This is a genomic window from Bradyrhizobium algeriense (assembly GCF_036924595.1).
GTDB lineage: Bacteria > Pseudomonadota > Alphaproteobacteria > Rhizobiales > Xanthobacteraceae > Bradyrhizobium > Bradyrhizobium algeriense.
Window position 1 is genome coordinate 3,229,046 of record NZ_JAZHRV010000001.1, and the last position, 21,124, is coordinate 3,250,169.

Annotated in this window: 17 protein-coding genes, 1 tRNA gene and 1 pseudogene; 14 read left to right on the forward strand and 5 right to left on the reverse strand. The window is 61.2% G+C overall.

The window, feature by feature from the left end:
* Window positions 1–14 precede the first annotated feature (14 nt).
* On the forward strand, window positions 15–395 hold the full coding sequence (locus V1286_RS15925) for a hypothetical protein (RefSeq protein ID WP_334480869.1): 381 nt from the start codon (window positions 15–17) through the stop codon (window positions 393–395).
* Here V1286_RS15925 and V1286_RS15930 read toward each other — a convergent pair.
* Window positions 355–1,980 (reverse strand): glycoside hydrolase family 17 protein, encoded by a 1,626-nt coding sequence (locus tag V1286_RS15930; RefSeq protein ID WP_334480870.1) that lies wholly within the window; start codon window positions 1,978–1,980, stop codon window positions 355–357. The two genes, V1286_RS15925 and V1286_RS15930, sit on opposite strands and share 41 nt — an antisense overlap.
* Before the next feature lie 249 nt (window positions 1,981–2,229).
* On the opposite strand from V1286_RS15930, the gene V1286_RS15935 reads away from it, so the two are divergent.
* The 7 genes from V1286_RS15935 (at window position 2,230) to V1286_RS15965 (ending at window position 9,651) form a co-directional block, all read left to right on the forward strand.
* Complete coding sequence (locus V1286_RS15935; RefSeq protein ID WP_334480871.1) at window positions 2,230–2,802, forward strand: beta-1-3, beta-1-6-glucan biosynthesis protein; 573 nt, start codon at window positions 2,230–2,232, stop codon at window positions 2,800–2,802.
* A 222-nt stretch (window positions 2,803–3,024) separates the two neighbouring features.
* A complete protein-coding gene (locus V1286_RS15940; protein WP_334480872.1) occupies window positions 3,025–5,703 on the forward strand; it encodes a glycosyltransferase in 2,679 nt (892 codons plus the stop codon).
* A gap of 144 nt (window positions 5,704–5,847) precedes the next feature.
* Window positions 5,848–5,923: transfer RNA gene (locus V1286_RS15945), tRNA-Lys, on the forward strand.
* A gap of 1,210 nt (window positions 5,924–7,133) precedes the next feature.
* Window positions 7,134–7,403: a hypothetical protein gene (locus V1286_RS15950; protein ID WP_334480873.1), complete on the forward strand. Its 270-nt coding sequence runs from the start codon at window positions 7,134–7,136 to the stop codon at window positions 7,401–7,403.
* Window positions 7,404–7,557: 154 nt separating this feature from the next.
* Complete coding sequence (locus V1286_RS15955) at window positions 7,558–8,445, forward strand: class I SAM-dependent methyltransferase (RefSeq protein WP_334489687.1); 888 nt, start codon at window positions 7,558–7,560, stop codon at window positions 8,443–8,445.
* A 109-nt stretch (window positions 8,446–8,554) separates the two neighbouring features.
* Window positions 8,555–9,244 (forward strand): glycosyltransferase family 2 protein, encoded by a 690-nt coding sequence (locus V1286_RS15960; protein WP_334480874.1) that lies wholly within the window; start codon window positions 8,555–8,557, stop codon window positions 9,242–9,244.
* Window positions 9,241–9,651 carry a DUF2304 domain-containing protein gene (locus tag V1286_RS15965; RefSeq protein WP_334480875.1) on the forward strand — a complete coding sequence of 137 codons (411 nt, stop codon included), beginning with the start codon at window positions 9,241–9,243 and terminating at the stop codon, window positions 9,649–9,651. Before V1286_RS15960 ends, V1286_RS15965 begins: the two co-directional genes overlap by 4 nt.
* 32 nt (window positions 9,652–9,683) lie before the next feature.
* Here the strand turns inward: V1286_RS15965 and V1286_RS15970 are convergent, their stop codons facing one another.
* Complete coding sequence (locus V1286_RS15970; protein WP_334480876.1) at window positions 9,684–11,381, reverse strand: hypothetical protein; 1,698 nt, start codon at window positions 11,379–11,381, stop codon at window positions 9,684–9,686.
* A gap of 327 nt (window positions 11,382–11,708) precedes the next feature.
* Here V1286_RS15970 and V1286_RS15975 point away from each other — a divergent pair, with 327 nt between their 5' ends.
* The 6 genes from V1286_RS15975 (at window position 11,709) to V1286_RS16000 (ending at window position 19,169) form a co-directional block, all read left to right on the forward strand.
* Window positions 11,709–12,020 carry an NAD-dependent epimerase/dehydratase family protein gene (locus V1286_RS15975; RefSeq protein ID WP_334480877.1) on the forward strand — a complete coding sequence of 104 codons (312 nt, stop codon included), beginning with the start codon at window positions 11,709–11,711 and terminating at the stop codon, window positions 12,018–12,020.
* 2,526 nt (window positions 12,021–14,546) lie between these two features.
* Window positions 14,547–15,602: a glycosyltransferase family 61 protein gene (locus V1286_RS15980; protein WP_334480878.1), complete on the forward strand. Its 1,056-nt coding sequence runs from the start codon at window positions 14,547–14,549 to the stop codon at window positions 15,600–15,602.
* 590 nt (window positions 15,603–16,192) lie between these two features.
* The gene (locus V1286_RS15985; RefSeq protein WP_334480879.1) at window positions 16,193–16,639 is read left to right on the forward strand and encodes a GtrA family protein; all 447 of its coding nucleotides are present in this window, start codon (window positions 16,193–16,195) and stop codon (window positions 16,637–16,639) included.
* Window positions 16,640–16,688: 49 nt separating this feature from the next.
* Window positions 16,689–17,282, forward strand: a complete 594-nt coding sequence (locus V1286_RS15990; protein ID WP_334480880.1) for a haloacid dehalogenase-like hydrolase — start codon at window positions 16,689–16,691, stop codon at window positions 17,280–17,282.
* Between the two features lie 910 nt (window positions 17,283–18,192).
* Window positions 18,193–18,570 (forward strand): hypothetical protein, encoded by a 378-nt coding sequence (locus tag V1286_RS15995; protein WP_334480881.1) that lies wholly within the window; start codon window positions 18,193–18,195, stop codon window positions 18,568–18,570.
* 188 nt (window positions 18,571–18,758) lie between these two features.
* Window positions 18,759–19,169: a hypothetical protein gene (locus V1286_RS16000; protein ID WP_334480882.1), complete on the forward strand. Its 411-nt coding sequence runs from the start codon at window positions 18,759–18,761 to the stop codon at window positions 19,167–19,169.
* Between the two features lie 64 nt (window positions 19,170–19,233).
* Here V1286_RS16000 and V1286_RS16005 read toward each other — a convergent pair whose 3' ends face one another.
* From V1286_RS16005 to V1286_RS38920, 3 genes and pseudogenes are all read right to left on the reverse strand, one after another.
* Window positions 19,234–19,713, reverse strand: a complete 480-nt coding sequence (locus V1286_RS16005) for a response regulator (RefSeq protein WP_334480883.1) — start codon at window positions 19,711–19,713, stop codon at window positions 19,234–19,236.
* 11 nt (window positions 19,714–19,724) lie between these two features.
* A complete protein-coding gene (locus V1286_RS38915) occupies window positions 19,725–20,147 on the reverse strand; it encodes an ATP-binding protein (RefSeq protein ID WP_465249082.1) in 423 nt (140 codons plus the stop codon).
* Window positions 20,130–21,077 (reverse strand): annotated as a pseudogene (locus V1286_RS38920) (PAS domain S-box protein); the annotation flags it as partial. The pseudogene V1286_RS38920 and the gene V1286_RS38915, both read right to left, overlap by 18 nt.
* Between the last annotated feature and the right edge of the window lie 47 nt (window positions 21,078–21,124).

A 21,124-nucleotide genomic window follows, 5' to 3' on the forward strand; every position in this document is an offset into this window, starting at 1 on the left:
ACCATATTGCGCCCATGAAAAAATCCCCGTTCCGGCTCACGCCCTATCAAGTCCAATTCCTGTTGGTGGTCGGCTTCGTCACCGTCGGCTACGCGCTTTACCTGCGCTACCTCGCGGTCGAGTTCTCAACCGTCGCGCTGGCCTGCGACGCCGGCCTGCAAAGCATACTGTGCAAGTCGCGGACGCTTGCGACGTACCTTTTCAAGAATTCGGTATTCGGCATCGCCGCGCTGATCATTGCGACGCTTCACGTCATGCGGCCGTCGATCGTGCTGTTGACCGGCGGGCTGATCGCGGCGGGATTCGGGATCGTGCTCTACAATATCGTGCTGTCGGGAATTGCGATCGGCCTGCTCATTTTGGGATTTGCACGGCCCGCGCCCGCCACAGCGTGAGCGCCAGCAGCAGATAGATCGCGCAAGTCCACATCGACTGCCAGTTCTGGTTGCCCTCGTTGAAGCCGGTGAAGAGCGCGGCGGCGACCAGCAGACCGGCAAAGGTAGATTCAGCGATCGGGCGCACGCCCTCCACCGGCCGGTTGAGCAGCATCAGGGCCGCGAACGGCACCACCGCCATGGTCAGCGAGGCGAACGGAAAATCGCGGTAGCGCGGATCGAACGTAAAGCCGAGTGCGGTTTCCGCTGCGATCACCGTGGTGACGACAAGCACGAAACCCAACAGCGCCGTCAGCACCGATTTGGTCCGGAAGTTGCGCGGCCCGAACAATTCGAGGAATGTCGGTAGCGGCCGTCCCGACATCGCAGCGTTCGCGCACAGCAAGGGTGAGGCAATGCCGGCCGCCAGCAGCGCCCCCCATTGCAGCCAGCCGCCGGCGCCGTAGCTCTCATAATACATCTTGTCGACGGCGACCCCGAGCAGCATGCCGGCGGTTGTCGCCGACGTCCCGACCGCGATCCACGCGGCCGGCCGCGGCTTCCACGGCCGCCGCCGCAGCGTCAGCCAGCCCGTCAGGAAGACGAAGGCGCTGAGCGCCATCCCGCTTCCCATCTGCAGTTTCCAGGACGGATAATTGCTGATCGGCTCTCCGGGCGGATATTTCACCGCGCGCTGCGCGTCATCGATCAGGCCCCAATAGCCGCCGACGGTGCCTTCGAGCTGGCGCTTCCACGGCTGGTCGTAGGCCTCGATCAAATTGACCCGAAACTTCTCGCGCTTGGCGAGGTCGAGGATTTCGGACACGACGCGCGCCTGGTTGGTGCGCGACGGCAGCGCGCCTTCGCGCATCCTGCCCGCGCTCGGCCAGCCGGTTTCGCCGATCAGGATTTCCTTGTTCGGAAACGCCACCGCCATCCGCTTGCGGATATCGTCGACATGGCCGGCGGCGTGCTTCGCGCGCACCGGGATGTCTTCCCAGTAAGGCAGGATGTGGATCGTAACGAAGTCGACGGCGTCATATACTTCGCGGTTGCGCAGCCAGAATTCCCAGACATCGGCATAGGTCACGGGGACGGTGACGCGCGACTTGACCGAGCGGATGTGGGCCGCGAGGTCCGATGTCGTCATCTCGCCGCGCAGCAGCACCTCGTTGCCGACCACCAGCGCGGTGATGACGTCAGGGTGTTCCTTGGTCAGTTCGACCGCGACCGAAATCTGGGCGAGATTCTTGATCCGGTTGCTGGAGAGCCAGATTCCCTGGATCACCTTCAGGCCGACCTTGGCGGCCAGCGCCGGAACCTGGTCGAGCCCGTTCTCGATCGAATAGGTCCGCACGCAGTCGGTGATCTTGGCAAGCTGCGCCAGATCCTGCGCGATCTGTTCAGGAAGAATTTGCGTGGACGGAATCAGCGGCGTCTGCGCGCCGCGGAACGGCGCGTAGGAAACGCATTGCAGTTTTGCGCTGGGATCGATCGGCGCGCGCACAAGCGTGATCGGGGTGGCAAGCCACCACCAAAGGGCCGCGATCATACCTAGCGATGAAAGGAGAAGCGCCAGCGGCGTACGAAGAGAAATCGGTTCCATCCTCCGGGCGGGGACCGTCGATTACCCGTTCAACGGCGTTCTGCCAAGATGCACGGTGGTCCTATTGCCCCTCATCCCCTGCGGCAGTTTTACCACCGCCATGATAAAGTTGTGACTTTGCTGGACAAAATCCGAAATACCCGTCATGTGAATCGTCGAGCTTGTCCGCCGCATTGGGGACGAATTTGGGCGGCAACAAGCCAGACCACCACACCAGCCGCGCGCGGCTGGAAACTAATCGGGGAATGTATGCGTCGACGGGTGCTTGATCCAAGAGTTGCGGTTTTGCGGCGCTTCGCCGCTGCCGGCCTGGCCCTCCTGATCGGATCGGCCGGCGCGTTTGCCCAGAGCGGCACCCCGGCGCCCCAGGATCAGTCCGGCAAGCCGCCCGCCAATGCCGCCGACGTCAACAAGGACAATCAGCGCAAGGCCGACGAATTCGTCGAGGCGGCCCAGGCCATCAACGGCCCGGGTGGAAACCCCGAATGCGTCTGGCTCGGCCGCCGCGTGGTTCGCCTGATGTGGCGCGACGACCTCGACACCGCGTTCCGGCATCTCGATCTCTACGACCGGTTCGGCTGCCCCGGCGGCCATGTCCAGGCGGCCTTCCGCTGCCTGACCCGCTTTGGCGGACAGATCGATCCCAAAGTGGCCGAAACCCTCGACAGCCGCATCCACGTCTGCTGGATCAATCCGGGCGCCCAGCCCCAGGCTGCCGCGGCGGCCAACCCGGCGCCTGCGACCGCCGGCAATGCGGCGCCAGCAGCGGCCGCTTCGCCCTCGCCGACCCCCAGCGCCAGCCCCGCCCCGCCGGCGAAATAGCTGCCCGCCATTCAGGATTCGTTCAGCGGAACGATCCTATTTGTCCGGCGTTTGGCGTTTGGATTGGCCGCGCGCTCAAAACGCCGTCCTTAAAAAAGTCATGGCGTCATACCAGTTGTGAATTCGCAGGGCAGGACTATCCTTATGATGCTGCCGTGTCGGTCGAACCTAGGGGACAGGTTCGCTTCCCATCAATCGCAGCCCCGTATGGTTTAGCTGCCAATGCGCGCCGTCGTTGCCGTTCTGCTGTTTGTGACCGCGGCTCACGCCGGGCTGTGGGGCCTGTTTCAGGAAAAGCAGCCGGCACCCGATTTCAGAGGCATTTTGCCAAGCGTCTCCTATGCGCCGTTCGAGGGATCGGCGCATCCCGACGTCGACAATATTCCGCAGATCGAAAAGATCCGCGCCGACCTGAAGAAGCTGTCGACGATCACGCGCGCGATTCGTCTCTACTCCTCGACCGGCGGCGTCGAACTGGTGCCGCCGATCGCCGCCGAGTTCGGCCTGAAGGTCACCGTCGGCGCCTGGATCGACAAGAATTCCGATCGCAACAAACGCGAGATCGAGGCAGCGATCACGCTGGCCAAGCGCAACAGCAACGTCAACGGCATCGTCGTTGGCAACGAAACCATTTTCCGCGGCGAGCAGAAGATCGACGACCTGATCGAGCTGATCAAGCAGGTGAAGAAGTCCGTCAACGTCCCCGTGACGACCGGCGAGATCTGGAACATCTGGCGCGACAATCCGGAGCTTGCTTCCTCCGTCGATTTCATCGCCGCGCACGTGCTGCCCTATTGGGAAAACTTCACCGCCAAGCAGGCCGTCGATCAGGCCGTGGCGATGTTCCAGCTGCTGCGCGACCAGTTTCCGGGAAAACGGATCGTCATTGCCGAATTCGGCTGGCCGAGCGCCGGATACAATTTGAGGAACGCCGAGCCCGGACCGTTCGAACAGGCCTCGGTGCTGCGCAATTTCGTCACCCGCGCCGAAGCCATCGGCATGGACTACAACATCGTCGAGGCGATCGATCAGCCTTGGAAGTTCTTCGAAGGCGGCGTCGGACCCTATTGGGGCATTCTCGATGCGTCCCGCGAACCGAAATTCGCGTGGAGCGGCCCGATCGTGAACGAGAACTACTGGAAGCTGGCGGCGATCGCGCTCCTGGTCGGCATCCTGATGTCGCTGCCGATCCTGCGGCTCGAGCAGCCGACCGTCATGCAGGCCGTGGTGCTTTCAGCCGCGGCCAACGGCGTCGGCGCCTGGGCTTCCACCGTGTTCGCCTACTGGGCCGGGCACTATTTCGTGTTCGGCTCGGCGTTTGCGCTGACGCTCGGCCTGATCCTGCTGGTGCCGCTGGTCCTGATCGCAATGGCGCGCATCGACGAAATCGCGGCGATTGCCTTCGGCCGCGGTCCGCGCCGGCTGATCACGAAGAGCGCGCCGCTGGCGCCAGCCACCATCGGCGAGAACGTCGCCTTCCCGAAAGTCTCGATCCATATCCCCGCCTATTTCGAGCCGGTCGAGATGCTGAAGCAGACGCTGGATGCGGTGTCGCGGCTCGACTATCCGAACTTCGAATGCGTGGTCATCATCAACAACACGCCCGATCCGGAGTTCTGGCAGCCGATTCAGGACCACTGCCGCACGCTCGGTGAGCGCTTCAAGTTCATCAACGCCGAGAAGGTCAAGGGCTTCAAGGCCGGCGCGCTGCGCATCGCCATGGACCGCACCGCGGCGGATGCCGAGATCATCGGCATCATCGACGCCGACTATGTGGTGCAGCCGGACTGGCTGAAGGATCTGGTGCCGGTGTTCGCCGATCCGCGCGTCGGCCTCGTGCAGGCGCCGCAGGAACATCGCGATGGCGACCGTTCGCTGATGCACTACATCATGAACGGCGAGTATGCCGGGTTCTTCGACATCGGCATGGTCCAGCGCAACGAATGCAACGCCATCATCGTGCACGGCACGATGTGCCTGATCCGCCGCGCGGCGATGGACATGGCGGGCGGCTGGGCCGGCGACACCATCTGCGAGGATACTGACCTCGGTCTCGCGATCATCGAGCACGGCTGGCTGACGCATTACACCAACCACCGCTACGGCCATGGCCTGCTGCCGGACACCTATGAGGCCTTCAAGAAGCAGCGCCACCGCTGGGCCTATGGCGGCTTCCAGATCGTCAAGAAGCACTGGCGGCGCTTCCTGCCCGGCGCGAGCCGGTTGACGCCTGATCAGCGCCGCGAATTCTCGCTCGGCTGGCTGAACTGGCTGGGGGCCGAAAGCCTCGGCGTACTGGTGGCGATCCTCAACCTGATCTGGGTGCCGATCGTGGCGTTTGCCGACATCGCCATCCCCGACAAGATTCTCACTTTGCCGATCATCGCCTCCTTTGTCGTCTCGCTGATCCATTTCGTGGCGCTGTATCGGCTCCGCGTGCATGTCAAAGCCGGCCAGATGCTGGGCGCCATGATCGCGGCGATGAGCGTGCAATGGACGGTGTCGCGCGCGGTGGCCCAGGGCCTGATCACCGAGCATCTGCCGTTCGCCCGCACCTCCAAGGGCGGCCTGTCGGTGATGTCGATCGAGTTCCAGGCGTTCTGGGAGGCCGTGCTCGGCGTGCTGCTGCTGATCGGCGCCACCGTGCTGGTCGTGACGAACGGCTACAAGCAGGTGCGCGAGATCTACATCTTCGCCGGCGTCCTGGTGCTGCAGAGCCTGCCGTTCCTGGCCGCCGTCTCGATCGCGCTGCTGGAAAACTCCCGCGCCAATTCCTTCGCCTTCTGGCGCAACAGCGCGGTGCGGACGGCGGAACTGATCGGGCTGCGCCCGGTCAGCCTGCCGGCGGTCGGCAGCCAGTCCCAGCCGGTGGCGTCGGAAATTCGCCGCGAGGCGAACTGACGGTGGATGAAGAGGTCCCGTCCGCTTCAACAAGCCTTGCTAAGCGTCACGGGCACAAAGAAAATTTGGATTACGCGAGTGCCGCTTTTGTCGCGCCGGCACTATTGACCCGCAGGGGCCCTCCCCCTACACAGCGCGGCGAGTGAGCGCGTAGCTCAGGTGGTAGAGCACGTGACTTTTAATCATGGGGTCGAGGGTTCGAGTCCCTCCGCGCTCACCAATGAAATCAAACACTTAGTTCGATTCCTCCGACTCTCACAAGCCGTGGCAGAGGCAGCGCGCATAGCCAACGCAACCTTCATTCTTCCAGGGCCTCGATCACACGCACCACACTTCGGTCGTTGACTCTCTCGGGTGGGACTTTGCGATGCCGACGACTGTCCCGTCTGGAAGCTTGATGCGTGTCGAATGCATTCCCGTCGAATCGGTTGGTGATCGCCCAGCCTCGTGGTTTATCCAAGCACTCCCAGCCGGCCGGGAATCGACATCCGGCGTGGTGTTGCTCTTCCTGCTCGGCCTTGCGTTGCGTAACAGGTTCCGCATGAAACGATCAGCGAGTTATACCAAGAGCAAGCCTCGCCTACGCCGGGGGTGGGTGCACTGTTATTCGTCCCAGCGGCGCAAATGCGCGGGCGGAACGATTGCGTAAGGCTGCCTCAGCTTAGACTTGCCTCGCTATCTCCAGGATGCCATCGCGATCTTGCACGATGGCAACGGACCCTCTCTTTTCGAGCCAGCGAAGTCCAAGCGCCAGTTGCCTCAGGTCGTTTCTGGCGTGGCCGACTGGAAGCTTGCGGGCGCGCCGCAAGGCGTCTGCGGCTTGCCGTTTAATCGGCGACTCTGCTGTCTTTAATTGCTGACGCATCGCGGCCCCGCCCCCACGACGCCAATTAAAATCCCGCGCCGCTCACCCGTCTGTCCGGAACCGGACTCTACATCGAGTTTCGGGAAAAACGGCAGAGCGATGGAACGGATGGCCTCGAAATGAATCTATTATGGCTTCCGGTTCTAGCCCCCAAAGCCCCACCGGAAGAAAACCCCTTCGAGGGTTGACGGCTCCAGCTTCCAACAGGCTGGAGCCGTTTAAGGGTTGTCTGGATGGTGGAATGCCCCTGCACTTCAGCCGCGTCGCTCCCGCGACAGAGGAGCTAGAAATATGGAGCGCAAGCGAGAGCGGCTTCTCATTTGTAATCAGTAATGAGAGTCGCAGTGGTCCTGGACTCCACGGACAACCTGGCTTTGTAGCTTCTTGGCGCTCCATCGATTTCAACAGGCCCGCCATCCGGATAGGTGGATCACCCTTCAAGACGTTTGCGGAAGCCGAGAAGGCCTGTGAGGCCATGGTGGCGCACCTGACCAAATAGTTTCGGATCTGGCGTAGCCCTTGCCCGCCCGGCGGCCTGGGGTTGGATATCCTTGGGGCGAGCGCAATGTCGGAGCGTTCGTCAGGGTGGAGCCGCAAGTTTGACGAGCCGATCGCGCTGGCGGACGGCGGCAAGTTCGTGACCCTGCTCGATTCCGCCGACTACATCACCGGCCTCCCAAGCAAGGAATCCGCCTTGCCGGAATGGCAAGCCGCCATCGAAGCGCTGATGCTGATCGCCAAGTCGAGCAGGCCAACGATGTTCGCTCGGATCGGCGTCCAAGGTTGGCCCCTTCGCGTTGCACCTAACCATCTGAGGCATTGTCGAAAGAAATAAGACTCTGACCGGGTCGCGGTTGACGCGACAGGGCCAATATTCGAAGCCCAGACAAGGCAGCCTGCGACCCCGTGGCCGTTCGCCAACCGGAACAGTTCGGCATCGGAAGCGTTTTTTCGCACGGAAGAAACGCTTTTTGGGGACGCATGTGCTGATGCGAAACGACCGAAATGCGCTTACGCTTAAGTGTCCGGCGTGCAGTCGGGCGACGCTGCATCGGTTTCTTTACATCAAGAACGGTTGCGACATCTTTCAGTGTCGAGACTGCGGACTGGGACGCACCGAGGCATCGAGCTTCGATCCCCTCGCTTATTATGACGATGGCTACTTTTCCGGCCGTCAGTCCGACGGCTACGCCGATTATCGCGGCGCCGAACCCGTGCTACGGCGCGAGTTCGCCCGCACGGTCGAGTTCATCCAGCACCGCAAGCCACAAGGTTGCCTGCTCGAGATCGGTTGCGCCTACGGCTTTTTTCTCGATGAAGCCCGCCGCGCGGGATTTGAGGTGAGTGGCATCGAGCCGGCGGAGTCGGCTGCTGCCCATGCTGGCGATCTCGGCTTGAACGTCGTCTGCGGCATGCTGAACGAAGCGACTCTCGAGCCGCTTGGCACCTTGGATGTTATCGTCCTCCTCGACGTCATCGAGCATCTGCCCGACCCGCAGGAAGCCCTCGCGCTGCTCGCGGACCATCTCCGGCCGGACGGAATCATCGTGCTGACGACCGGAGACTTCGGCTCCTTGGCGGCGCGGTCGACCGGCGCGCACTGGCGCTTGATGACGCCTCCCCAGCACCTGTGGTTCTTTAATCGTGCCAGCATCGCGTCTCTGGCCCATTCGGTCGGCTTTCGCGTCGAGAGTTCCGATTACCCCTGGAAATTCGTGCCGTTCTCGCTGATCGCCTTCCAGGTCGGTCGCATGCTCGGCCGCAAGTTCGCGGCCAGCCCGACCGGCAACCAGTTCGCCATTCCAGTGAACCTGTTCGATGCGATGCGCGTGGTCTTGAGCAAGGCGCCACCATGTCCGGATACGAGCCCCCGATGACAGTCAACCGCGGCCAGATCGCATTGCTGGCGGCGCGTCTCCCGGTTGGGAATCGCGGTGATCGCCTGCGGCCTTGTTGTGGTTTGTTCTTGTTGTGGGTTGATGAGACATGACCGGCCGGATTCGCAATCCCTGGGTCGTTGTCGCGGCGTACAATGAAGCGCCGGTGATCGGCAGCGTCGTGTCCGGTATTCGCCGCGCCGGATACGCGGTCGTCGTGGTCGATGATGGCTCCAGTGACCGGACCGGCGACGTCGCGTTGCTCGCAGGCGCGATAGTGGTCCGGCATCCGGTCAACCTCGGACAGGGCGCCGCGCTGCAGACCGGCATCGACTACGCCCTCGAGCAGCGTGCGGATGCGCTCGTCACGTTCGACGCCGACGGCCAGCACTCCCCCGTGGCCATCGCGGCGCTGCTCGCGGCGATCGAGCCGCCCGGCATCGATTTCGCGCTCGGCAGCCGCTTTCTCGCCGGCGCGACGGCAAATCTGCCGGTGTCGCGCCACATCCTGCTCAGCGCCGCGCTCTGGTTCACACGCGCGAGCACCGGACTTCCGGTCACCGACACCCACAATGGCCTACGGGCGATGACCGCGCGCGGCGCCCGCGCGATCTCCTTGCGACAGAACCGAATGGCGCACGCGTCCGAGATCCTGCACCAGATCGCGCAGAGCCGCCTGCGTTTTGTCGAGGTGCCGGTGAACATCGAGTACAGCGCCTATTCGCTGGCCAAGGGTCAACGCATCACCGATGCGCTGGCCATCCTGATCGATCTGTTTGCGCGGAGGCTCTACCGATGATCGCGCAGCTGTTGTTGACGGCCATTCTGGCGCTGGTTCTGGTCTACGCCTGGTCGGCGCATCGGACGGTGCCGATCATCGGCCTGCTCGCGAGCAGCGCTGCGCTCGCCGGCCTCTACTTCGTCTGGGTACCGGAGCATGCCACCGCCCTTGCGGCCATCGTGGGAATCGGCCGCGGCTCCGACCTCATCCTCTACACCTGGGTCGTGATCAGCCTGCTCATCATGCTCAATTTGCATCTCAAGTTGCGGTTGCAGCTCGATATGATCACGCGGCTGGCGCGCGCCGTCGCGATCGATCGCGCCAAGGAGAGCCGGCGTGAGCCAGGCCCGCCGCGAAAACGTCGCCCGGTCATGTTGGGCCGAAAGGCCGAGGCGCCCCCGATCGAATTGCAGGCGAAGAAGTAGATGCCGTTGCCAAGTCGCGCCGGGACTTGGCGTCAGTCGCCGAGTCCGCGACGATTGGCATAGATCTGGGCGAACGGGCGGCCAAATCGTGTGACCTCATCAACCAGCACGGCCGACGTGCCGTCGGCACAGGGCCAACGCTCGGTGGCGATCAGGTAGTCGGCCTTGCGCAGATCGGTTTCGGCAATCCAGTTGCGACGGAACATCACGCCGGCCAGTTGCTCGCGCCAGCCCAGACAGACCAGCACGCGCGGTGGATCGCCCGCGAACCGGCCTTCGGCGTCAATTCGACTCTCGAGGCGGCGCAGCGCCTCGGGAGCCGCCATGCCCCAATAGTCGAGGTCGAATCGGCCGTAAGCGCCGGCTACGCCGCCTGCCAGACTGTTCATTGCGATATATTCGAGCGGATGAAGGATGACGAGCATCACCACGATGACGGCCGTGTGCGCGACCCCGAGGACCGCGGACACAATCGGGAGGCGTCGCAAGAAGGGCAAGAGGCTCGTCAGCCCGCGCGCGGCCACGATGGCGAGCATTGGGATCACGAACAATACGTGACGGACACCGTCATAGAGCGTCGAGCCCTGCAGGATGAGCACCCCGATGGGCCCGAACGCCGCCACACTGACGACCAGCACCGCGCGCGATTCCACGAGCTCGGCCGCGACTGGTCGCAGTCCCACGACGCCGGACCGACGCAGGGCGCCGAGGGCGGCGCGCATCCACGACCCTGCAGCACCGATCCAGACCGCCATGCCGAGCAACAGCAGCGCCAAAAAGCCCTCGGGCAAACGCGCCACGAGCTGTCCGGGGATGTACCAGGCGGGCAGTTTATCGGTGAACGTGCGCCGGCCCCAGTTCTGGAATTCGAACGAGGTGTCGAGCGTAGCAAAGTGCCGATAGGCCTCGAGGAATTGCATAAGCGGATGTCCAGTCTGCAACCACGGCCAGAGCGCAATCGCCGTCAGCCAGGCGACGAGGATGACGAGCAGCGTATGCAAGGCGATCTGGCGCAATTGGCCACGGCCCGCGCGGCCATGGCGCAGCAGCGCCTCGAGCGCGCACAGGCTCATGCCACCGACGAGGTAGGCGTGCGTGATCACCCCGCCGGTGCGAGTCGCGATGGCGAGGCCAGAGGCAAGGCCGGTCGCAAGGGTCAGGCGCCAGCTCGGCACTTCCTGCCGCAGCATCAGGACGATCGCGAGCGTCGACCAGCTCATGGCGAACAGGAACGGCACGTCAATGGGGGCAAAGAACAGGTTGCCGTACAGGTAGCCGGTCAGCAGGCACAGGGTTAGCGCCGTCAACCCAGCCCAGTGCCCGACCGTGAGCCGGGCCATCGGCACGACGGCGGCGAGCCCAGCGAGGCCGAACAGGAAGGTCATGGCGTGCCGGACCGTGATCGGGCTCGCGAGCTCAAGCGACTGCACGGCCGCGACGAGCATCTGAAACCACGGTCCATACATCCACAGATACTCTTCGACCGTCTCGAACTGAGACCGGTCCGCAAAGGCGCTCGTGTACCAGGCAAGCGCCTTGGGGCCGTAATCGTCGGTGTTGAATTCGTCGGTCGACAGCCCGTAATCCGCGGCGGTCGCAAGCCCGATGACCAAGGCCACGCTCAGCACAAGGAGCACGAGCAACGTCTCGGCATGGCGAGCAGCAAATGCGAGGCCGAGTTTCGGCCTCGCAAACCCAGAGCCGTCGCCATCCACCTGTTCAAGCGCCATGCATTGTCCTTAACTGGTTGCATGACAACGGCACTGGTGCCGCCTGGAAATGTTGTGGGAATTCGCGCGGCGGAATCGCCAACATCGCTACTACCACCAATGCGATCGAGCGGCTGCACGAGGATTTTCAAGCGGCGGATCGAGACGCAGACGGTTCTGCCATCGGCCGACACCGCCGCCTGCATCACATCAGGCGACACCCAGCTAAATCGCTTAATCGGGACCGAACCCCCAGCACACCTCGAGTGTTGTCCTTGGCATGGGCATAACACTCCTGAAGGGAACTTTGTTCCGAAGTTTCAAATCAGGTCTCCTTAGGCGATAGCAATGGCGATCCTTATCACCGGCGGTGCCGGATACATTGGGAGCCACATGGTGTACGAACTTGCCGATGGTGGCGAACTACCCGTCGTGATCGATGATTTTTCGTCGGGCTTCAAATGGGCAATACCATCCGGAGTTTCGGTTTTCGTTGAGGACATCGGGGATCAGCGGCGAGTTGCGCAGCTAATCGCGAAGTTTGGGATTTCAGAGATCATTCATCTTGCGGCTTCTGTCGTTGTGCCGGCCGATCGGCGCCAGCGCAGGGGCAAGTCTGCGAGGCCGTCCCGGGCCCGCACGAAAGAGGCCGCCGACTGAGGCGGCCTTACTTCTCCTGATCCGGCAGCAAGTTTCCCGATGAGGTGGGGGATTGCAGTCCGGGCGATCTCAGCCACTCATTGATGTGAGCGGCCGTCTCAGCCTGGCGAGCCCGCCGTAGAAGTAGTTCCCGGGCCGGGCCGTGAGGGAGCTTATCTGCTGCCTCTTTAAAGCGTCGGGCCTCTTCCGCCAGTCGCTCTTCAAACGTCTTCTCGTTTTTGATGCGTCCCCGTTTTCCCATGGCGCTGCCTCCCTATGAGGCCATTAAAGTTCCCCGCCCTTCAGCCGTCTGTCCGGTACCAGACTCTACATCGAGCTTCGGGAAAAACCGGAACGAGAGGAGCCGGAGTGCGTTTTAGGTACGCGCCGGCTTTGCCGCCTGGCGCATTGGAATGACGGCCCCAGCCTTAAGCCCCCTGCTGGGGCCGTTTCTTTTCTCAAACGAAAGCCCGGCTTTGGGCCGGGCGATTCGCAAACATTCCGAACGTGATGAAACGCGAACATCTTAGATCAGAATAGAACAAACGTCGGTTCGCTTTGTTACCTAGGAATCGGAATTTGGTCCGTAAGAGTACGGATCATGCGCATAGATTAGCCGTCCACGTGCGCTCAAAGAAACGGCCCCAGGGGGAAGGCTGGGGCCGCCAGGTGTGTGCCTCGGGGCAATCAGGATCAAAGGCACTTACCTACAATTCGGGAATAAGTGGCAATGTTCCCGCTCAGATCAGGCGCATCCGTCTACGTGAACAGCAAGAGCGCGAATCCGGTGGCTGCCAGTAGGGCCAACCAGATCAGCGAGAACCGGAAGTACAAGGTGCTGCGATCCATGGCGTTCAACAAACATTCCCCGTGAATAAATCCCTTGAGATAGGTCAATGGTCGGCCTCGAATTAGAGCGCGGGACCGAAGGGCGACAACCTCCCCGACAAGGAAGCTGCTTGGCGGCAGGCTACCATCACCGCTGGCGAGATTTTCAAAGCCATAGACGGCAATCTTAGGCCCGGTCGACCTTGGAGGTGACCGACGAAGCCAGACGGCCGCTATATATTATTCACATCGAAGCCAAGCAGATGGAGTAACGCCGCCACGGTTGGCAGCCCTCGAAAGTCGAGGCGGCCCGACGCACGACGTTGCCGGACGACATACGCCGGGCCTTACCACTGCGGTTCACCCACCGGAATGGCCTATTCAAGCTGGGTGTGATTCTTGGCAGAATTGCGCGTCATGCAGAAACCCGCCGGGTTGAGATCGGCGGGTTTCGCACTCTCGCGGGGGCTTGGGCGGGTTTCCGCGATTGGGAAATTCGTAGCAACCTGAGACTAACGATTTCTTAAGCTTGCATCGGATGCCAGTGAGCCCCGCTTCCTCGCGGCAAAGCTAGCCAGCGCCATTGGGCAGGTGCTCGGGCGCTGTAGACTGCAAGACGCCGCCAACCAAAATACGGCCCCAGCGGGCTTGGGGGCTGGGGCCGCAAGTAAGGATTATGCGTCAGTGCCGAGAAACAAGTTCGGCACATCCACTTGATAGCAAATGGCAGGGTACCCCGTACCTGCTCTATTGGGTGTCCAATCGGATCTTTTGGGGTGCCCCTTCAGGAAGCTGCGATGCGGGCCCGCCAGCGTGAACCGGCGGGCTAACCCTCAATTCGCTATGCGAGGTTCGAGGGCGAGAAGTTCTGGCGAGATTGATTGCGCGTCCGCGCCCGCGCAAGAATGTGCATCGCCTTGGCGTCGGATATCTTCGTGGTTCCGCGGCATTCGCGTCTCCACCAAGCGCGTGATTGCGCCGGCAGATGCAGCGATCACATTGGGCAGCGTTGTCGCCCTCTACGTCATCGTGCGGCCCATCATCACCGCGTTGCAAAGCTCATTCCTTGGGGTCGTCCCGCTGCTCCCTGACGGGCTCAGTCGTCGGGAATATGCGCTCGTATATCGCGCGGGCCTCTCGAATTAAACGAGCCCGGTCGAGATCAGACTTTGGGATAAATCGCACAACTTCGCCCATGTGAGCTCCAAGACAGGATGCGACAGGGGATGCGAACATCATGCCAAACGGAGGGCGCGGGACCGAGGCCCCGCGTCCCGCCGGTCGTCGTCACCACAAGCCGCTGTTGAGGCCGCTTTCCAGCACGCCGCAAGGGTTCAGAGCCATCCTGGTGAAATGCGTAGGACCGCCTGATCGAGATCCCCATCCGAACTGCTGGCACTGTGCTGTCGCAGGATAGACGTTTGCGGCCTGCACCAGCGCATATCCCGCCGTGTTCGGATGGACGCCATCATTTGTGTAGGGCGGCGAAGGCACGACAAGCCGTGGTGCCGCTGGATAGACTCCCGGACTGAAGCTGGTACGATATCTGCGCATTTAGACGTGCACAGCGCGGCTCTGTTGGCTGGGTTGATCTGCGGCCGAATTGCCTTGAAGTTATTGATTACAGCAAAGGCGTTAGTTGAGTTGGTCGAGAGAGCCTTACTTGCGGATTGCTGATGAATTATTGTTTGCAACTTTAGTGTTATTGCGGAGACGAAATTGCTGATCCCGCTTCATGCGGCCCCGTTACTAAGGAATGTGCGCCGCTTTTTTGGAGGTCCGGCGAGTCCCGCCGACATCGCATTTGAGCAAGAGGTTCTTTGTGCGAGTGAAGATTCGGAACTCAACCCGTCAGTTTTCCTGGATGGCCAGATTGAAAAAATTCTTGGAACACCGGCCGAGTCTCATCTGGACGCCGAAATAGATCACGTCTTGCGTAGAACCGTCAGAAGCGCGCCAACGATCGCCTACCACATCAAAGACGCCGTACTGTTGGATGGCAGCATCTATGCAGGGCGCATGAGGCACGTGATCGGGAAAAAGAACGCTGCGCTAAGCAAGAAGATTGTCCACCTTGATACCGGCGCTATCTCCAGTTCTGCAGCCGGAAGCACCTATTTCGGTCATTGGCTTGCCGATGATGTTCTCGCTTACATGCTTGCGGAACGATACAGCAAGCCGGTTTGCTGTTCGCCGAATTCGTCCTTTGAACACAGGCCACTATACGCACGGATCTTCGGACAGGATTGGACTGCGACAGACCGGGCTCACATTGAACACTTGATTCTTTTTCAAGACTTCGCACAAACATCGCTCAAGAGGCATCGTCAACTTGAGCTGCGGCGCAAGATACTGGCGCAATTTGAGCCTTCCGTCGGCAACTATCTAATATACCTGAAGCGCGGCAACACCGGAGCGTCGCGACCGGTCGCAAACGAACAAGAGATCATTGACGAGCTTTCCCGCAGGGGATTTACAATTCTGGACATTAGGACGGATAGCCTTGATCGAATTTTGTCCCACCTCGTCTCAGCCAAAATAGTAGTTTCAGTTGAGGGAAGCCAAACATACCACGGCGCTTATTCGCTTCCGCGAGGAAGCGCCCTCCTTCTTCTTCAGCCTCCGGGCCGGTTTACTGCGACGCAGCGGGACTGGAGTGAAAACATCGGCGTAAGATTTGGCTTCGTCGTCGGCGACCAGAGGGAGAACTCCACTTATTTCCCGCTCAACGACATTCTGAAAACCGTGGACTTATTCTTCAAGGATAAAGCGTAAAGTGAGACTTCCTGCCGGAAGTCTTTTTGGCTCCCAGGTGCACATCTGCGCATACATGTACCCGCCCATCCCTTATGCAGCGTGATGCCCAATGTTTTCATCGAACGCATGTTCTTTGCGCACGCTTATTTGTCTCGGAAACGTAATATTCTGCGTAAGCACCTAGGAGTATCCGCCATGCTTATCGGCCTTGGAATCCTTGCTACACTAATGTTCATCGCGGTCACCGCAGTTAGTGCTTCACAACGCTGAAGGCTCGGTACCCTGCCATCGAGTGCCTCGATCGTTAATTCCTGAATTAACTCGCAGCGCGGACATCAAGCTTAACAGACGACTTTTGTTGCGATGCCATTCAGATCGTCTAGTGACTAGACACCGGACAATTTCCTGATGTCCGAACCCACACCGGCAATACCCTCAAGCGATCATACTCCGCTTGACGGCATTGTTCTAAGCGCAAAGTCACGGCACTCGCCGCGTGATCAGAGAACAGTTCGAGACTAGAAAGACCGCCTTCTGGCGGTTTTTTGTTTAGCATGTCGGAACAATGGCGCGGACTTTGCCAGGCCGGGTCGATAAACTCTGCGACCATGGAACTTATTCTGATCCAAATTATCGACGCGTGGCGTAGAGGCAGCGTGCTTGCAAAGCTAATGAGCTTTGCCTCGATCGGCGTGTTAAATGTCGCCGTGGACGCCACCGTATTCACTGTCGCCTACAAGCTGCTGCAGCTGCCACTGATCATGTCCAACGTTCTGGCCTGGGCAGTAGCCGTCACCGGCTCTTACGCAATGAACACAAAGATCACGTTCGGTCGAGAAACCGGAGGAGCATTTAGCTGGCGCCATTATTTCCGCTTTGCGGCCTCAGGCATTTTAGGCGTGATCGTGGCAACAACCACCCTCGTGGTACTCTCCCACTATGCCGGCGTGTTGACATCAAAACTCGTCTCCATCGTTGTGGCCTTCGGCGTGAACTTTTCCATGTCGCATTTTGTGGTGTTTCGCGGGAACACTGCAGATGCGAAACGCCCTTGAGAATATTTCATCAATCTAGCTGATACAGCTAACCTACTGTGAGAATTGCATGCGAAGTGCGCCCGATTTGCTGCTGGGTCTTCCCATCTCAATGCCGTTGGTTCTGGATATGGATGGGACGCTGATTGCAGGTGACATGCTCTTCAAGAGCTTTATCGCCAATATTCGCCGCAATCCGCTAATTGCGATAAGCTGTGCCGGATGGTTGACGCGCGGTCGCGCCTTCCTGAAAAGTCAACTCGCTGCGCGATATCACGTCGAATGGGCAAGCGTACAATTTCACAAGGAGGTGGTCGACTTGGCAATTCGTGAGAAGAATGCAGGCCGAACGGTCGTCATTGCAACAGCCGCCGATGTTGCGATCGCCACAACGGTAGCATCCAAGCTCGGATTTATTGATCGTGTATTCGCGTCTGACGGCGAAAGAAACTACAAGGGTGCCGCAAAAGCACGGATCTTGGAAGAAGCGTTCCCCGGGGGTTTCATTTACGCGGGAGACAGTGCCGCCGACTTGGCAATCTGGAAGCAGGCATCCGGAATAGTGCTCGTGAATGTACGGGAATCGGTCGCTGACGCGGCCCGGAAATTAGAGCGACCTGTGCTGGAACTATCCGCACACATCAAGGTGGGCGCCGTTTTGTAAGCCTCGAACGCGAACCCGCCCACGGTGCGGTTAGTCAGTTCGGCTATCCTTGGCGCGGATTATCGTTGAGCCAGATGTCTCAACAGCTCGGTCCAGCGACGTCCCATCCCAATCGTATTCGGAAAGAAAGAGCCGGGAAAAGTGGAAAAGCGCTCCCCGGCGGTCGCGCAATTTAACCGTGATTAAATCGATTGACCTTGGTTCCGGATGGTGACATTATTGCCACATTCAACTATTAAATTAAACAGATTAAACAGGCGTCGCTTTTTTGCTGCCAGAACATCCTCGGGCCGCTTTCCGGTCGGCGCCTTTTTGTTAATGACTATCGAGCTTGGAGCGATGCCTCATGCATACGCGATCCAAAAGATATCTTCGACGCCACCGCGCACGATTGAGAGCGGAACGTCGGGCGTCGTTCACGCCGTTTCTTCAGTGTGGAAACCGACTGGTCCAAAAGATTGCCGTCGGGATGAAGAAACGTTGGCCTGACATCGCTGGATATTCCCGCGCGGACGACCTGAGCGACGGGGGCGGACGAAAGCGGGGCGGTCGCGCCTCGCCAAGCCTGATCCTCAACAAGGCTGATCTTCAACAAGCCTGATCCTCTACCGGCATCAGCATTAAAGGCCGCCTCCGGGCGGCCTTTTGTTTTCCCGCCTCGGGCTGCCAACCTCTGCTCCGCTGAATGCGCGGCGGTTGCCTGTTCAGCCGCCATTGCGTGATAGTCTCCTTCCTGTGTCGCCTACCGACTGCCGCAGGAACGTCGCTCCGGAAGGACGTCATAATTTCGGTAGGCCGGGCCTTCCCGAGCGCACACACAGCATCGATATGGAAACGCACTTTCCCCTGGCCATTTCCGGAGCGAAGATCGGCCGCAGGGAGATTGAGTGTTCACCGGAGGGACCGAAAGATGTTCGCCAGCATTGCCGGCATAGCCCTCGCGCTACAATTTGGAGTACCAGCCCATTCGCCTAACGAAAGCACGCCCTTGGCCCATGAAATCCGGTACCGCCGTGACGGCCGTCCGCCGCCGTGCGGCCACGGTTACGATCTCGATGAGCGGGACGGCAAGTGCTACCCGAACGGGACGGTGCCGCCGCGGTTTCAATCGGGCCGGTATTATCCCCTGGAGTACGGCGGCGGCCGGCGCCCGGTACCATGTGGTCACGGCGCAGACAGCGATATTCGCGATGGGCTCTGCTACCCGACGGGCACGGTGCCGCGGCAGTATCAGGAAGGCCGCCCGGGCTATCACTATCGACGAAACGGCTACTACGAAATGCGCTAGCGCGGCGACGCTAAACAGCTGTTCGCCGTACAGCGGCTGTCCCGTGGCGGCCGTTGCAGGGATTTGACTTCCGATACTTGAAATGCGTTCACCGGATATTCAGCGCGCGTTTTGTATGGACGCAACGCAGCGACCGGTAAGCACGTCGTGGAGACGCCGGCAGCTTCTGGTTTGATCGGAGAAGGACCATGATCGTCAGCATTGCCGCCGCAGCACTGGCCGTTCAGTTGAGCATGACGCCTGGAAGCGCTGTTGCACCCGTCTTGGATGCACCTGTCTTGCCTCAAGCCGTGCAATACGGTGTCCCCGCCCATCCGCCGCCATGCGGCCATGGCTGGGATCTGAGCGCGCGCGATGGCCTCTGCTATCCGAACGGCTATCTGCCGCCGCAGGACCAGGCCGCAAGGCAATATCCGCGTTACTATCGCGGCGGCCGCTACCCCGTTCCTTGTGGCCATGGCGCCGACCTCGATGTCAGGGATGGCCAATGTTACCCGAACGGGATGGTACCGCCGCAATATCAGCAGGGGCGTCAACAGTATTACGGCGACGGGTACTACCAACGCCCGCCGCGGGGCCGGTACTACTATCGGGACTGAGCCTTCCGGTCGACTGAAGCGGATCGGGAACGGGAAAGCACCTGCAAGCGCGCTTGCCGGAGCGCTACGGTCGGCGGCGCAGCTCCGCGACAGCTTCGGCAACCACCGCGACGAGCGAAGCCATGGTGTACGGCTTCGGCAGCCATCCGAGCGGGGCATAGGGTTCGGCGCGTCCGCGCGTGTGCGCATCGTCATGCGCGGTCGCAAAGATGCAGCGAATGGCGAAGTCCTGATAGAGTTGCCGTGCGGCGTCGATGCCGTCGCGGGTGCTGGCGAGACGAATGTCCATCACGGCGAGCGTCGGTTGCGCCTCGCCGGCCAGCGCGACGGCTTCCTCGGCGGTCATGGCCGGCCCGACAACCTCAAAGCCGGCTGCCGTCAGCGCGACTTCGGTTTGCATGGCGATCAGAAAATCATCCTCGACGACGAGAACGCGTAGCGGGCCCTTCTTGTCTTCTATCCGCCGAGCCTCTTCGGCAGGCGGCGGGTTCCGGTCCGGCTTGGACGGCAACGCAAAATGCCCTGCGCGCTGCTGAGGCGTCATCGATCACCGCTCTAGATTTTCGCAGCGGGGAAATCGAGGCACGCCCGCGAGGGATTTTTCGTGACGTAGAGCGTTCCGTGCAGCTGGCGCGCGAGGCCGAGCACGAGTTGCAGTCCGGACGAGGTCTTGCGTACCTCCTCGAGGTCGAACCCTTCCCCGTCATCCTCGACGCAGAGCGCCAGCCGCCCGCCCTCGCCGGTCAAGTTGACCCGGACGCCCTGCCTCGCATGATCCTTGACGCCGTGCTTTACGGCGTTTGTCAGCAGCTCGTTCAATATCAGTGCGAGCGGCATCGCCACGTCGTTGGAAAGCACGCCGCGCGCAATGCCGCATTCAATTCGCGCATCCGGCAGCAATTGCCGGATGGTTTCGCAGACCGCCGGCAGGAATTCTTCCGCTGCGAAATGGCTTGCATCGCTGCGGCCGTACAGCACACGCTGCGCCGCCGCCATCGCCGCGATCCGCGCGCTGGCTTCCTTCAGGACTTTCCGCGCCTCCTCGCTGTGCGCGGTCCTTGCCGCGCAGAACAGCAGCGACTGCAGCATCTGCATGTTGTTCTTGGTGCGATGGTTGAGTTCATCGAGCAGAAGCCGCTGCTGGGTTTCCGCCTGCCGCCGCTCGCTGATATCCACCAGCATGTTGATGGCGCCGGTGATCCTGCCGAAAGCATCCCGCAGCGGCGTCGGGAACGGAATGAAGGGCACCCGTGTCCCGTCCGGCCGCTCGGCGACCGCTTCGGCGCCACGCACGGCGCGCCCTTCCCTGAGCGCGATAGCCATCGGACACTCATCGTGCGGGAGCGGCGTGCCGTCCGGCATGAACAGCTTCCAGGTGACGCACCATTCGTCGCTGCCGAGTGTCGGCGTCCGGCCGGAGAATTCGACCGCCGCCTGGTTGAAATAGGTAATTTTCCCCTGCGCGTCGGTCGTGTAGATCGCGGCCGGTATAGCCGCGAGCAATTCGGTGAGACGCTGCTCGCTCTCCCGAAGCTTGCGTTCGGCGTCCTTGCGATCGGTGATGTCGCGGGCGATCTTCGATGCGCCGACAATGCGCCCCGTGCCGTCGCACACGGGCGAGACGGTCAGCGAAATATCCAGAAGGCTGCCGTCCTTGCGCCGGCGAACGGTTTCATAATGGTGGATGCGTTCGCCGCGCGCGATGCGCGCGAGTATCCCGAGTTCCTCATCCTCGTGTCCTGGCGGGAAAAGAATGGTCACGGGCTTGCCGATCGCCTCGCCGGCCGTATAGCCGAACAGCCGCTCGGCGCCTGGATTCCAGCTCCGGATGATCCCGTCCAGGTCCTTGCTGATGATCGCATCGTCGGAGGATTCCACGATGGACACGAGCTGCCTCGCACGCTCTTCGGCGGCGCACCGCGCCTGTTCCGTCCTCAATCTCGCGATGCCGAAGC

What these genes read in the sequence shown, in the direction of transcription:
- V1286_RS15925 (WP_334480869.1), top strand. Translation starts at nt 15, where the DNA reads ATGAAAAAATCCCCGTTCCGGCTCACGCCCTATCAAGTCCAATTCCTG.
- V1286_RS15930 (WP_334480870.1), bottom strand. Translation starts at nt 1,980, where the DNA reads ATGGAACCGATTTCTCTTCGTACGCCGCTGGCGCTTCTCCTTTCATCG.
- V1286_RS15935 (WP_334480871.1), top strand. Translation starts at nt 2,230, where the DNA reads ATGCGTCGACGGGTGCTTGATCCAAGAGTTGCGGTTTTGCGGCGCTTC.
- V1286_RS15940 (WP_334480872.1), top strand. Translation starts at nt 3,025, where the DNA reads ATGCGCGCCGTCGTTGCCGTTCTGCTGTTTGTGACCGCGGCTCACGCC.
- V1286_RS15950 (WP_334480873.1), top strand. Translation starts at nt 7,134, where the DNA reads ATGTCGGAGCGTTCGTCAGGGTGGAGCCGCAAGTTTGACGAGCCGATC.
- V1286_RS15955 (WP_334489687.1), top strand. Translation starts at nt 7,558, where the DNA reads ATGCGAAACGACCGAAATGCGCTTACGCTTAAGTGTCCGGCGTGCAGT.
- V1286_RS15960 (WP_334480874.1), top strand. Translation starts at nt 8,555, where the DNA reads ATGACCGGCCGGATTCGCAATCCCTGGGTCGTTGTCGCGGCGTACAAT.
- V1286_RS15965 (WP_334480875.1), top strand. Translation starts at nt 9,241, where the DNA reads ATGATCGCGCAGCTGTTGTTGACGGCCATTCTGGCGCTGGTTCTGGTC.
- V1286_RS15970 (WP_334480876.1), bottom strand. Translation starts at nt 11,381, where the DNA reads ATGGCGCTTGAACAGGTGGATGGCGACGGCTCTGGGTTTGCGAGGCCG.
- V1286_RS15975 (WP_334480877.1), top strand. Translation starts at nt 11,709, where the DNA reads ATGGCGATCCTTATCACCGGCGGTGCCGGATACATTGGGAGCCACATG.
- V1286_RS15985 (WP_334480879.1), top strand. Translation starts at nt 16,193, where the DNA reads ATGGAACTTATTCTGATCCAAATTATCGACGCGTGGCGTAGAGGCAGC.
- V1286_RS15990 (WP_334480880.1), top strand. Translation starts at nt 16,689, where the DNA reads ATGCGAAGTGCGCCCGATTTGCTGCTGGGTCTTCCCATCTCAATGCCG.
- V1286_RS15995 (WP_334480881.1), top strand. Translation starts at nt 18,193, where the DNA reads ATGTTCGCCAGCATTGCCGGCATAGCCCTCGCGCTACAATTTGGAGTA.
- V1286_RS16000 (WP_334480882.1), top strand. Translation starts at nt 18,759, where the DNA reads ATGATCGTCAGCATTGCCGCCGCAGCACTGGCCGTTCAGTTGAGCATG.
- V1286_RS16005 (WP_334480883.1), bottom strand. Translation starts at nt 19,713, where the DNA reads ATGACGCCTCAGCAGCGCGCAGGGCATTTTGCGTTGCCGTCCAAGCCG.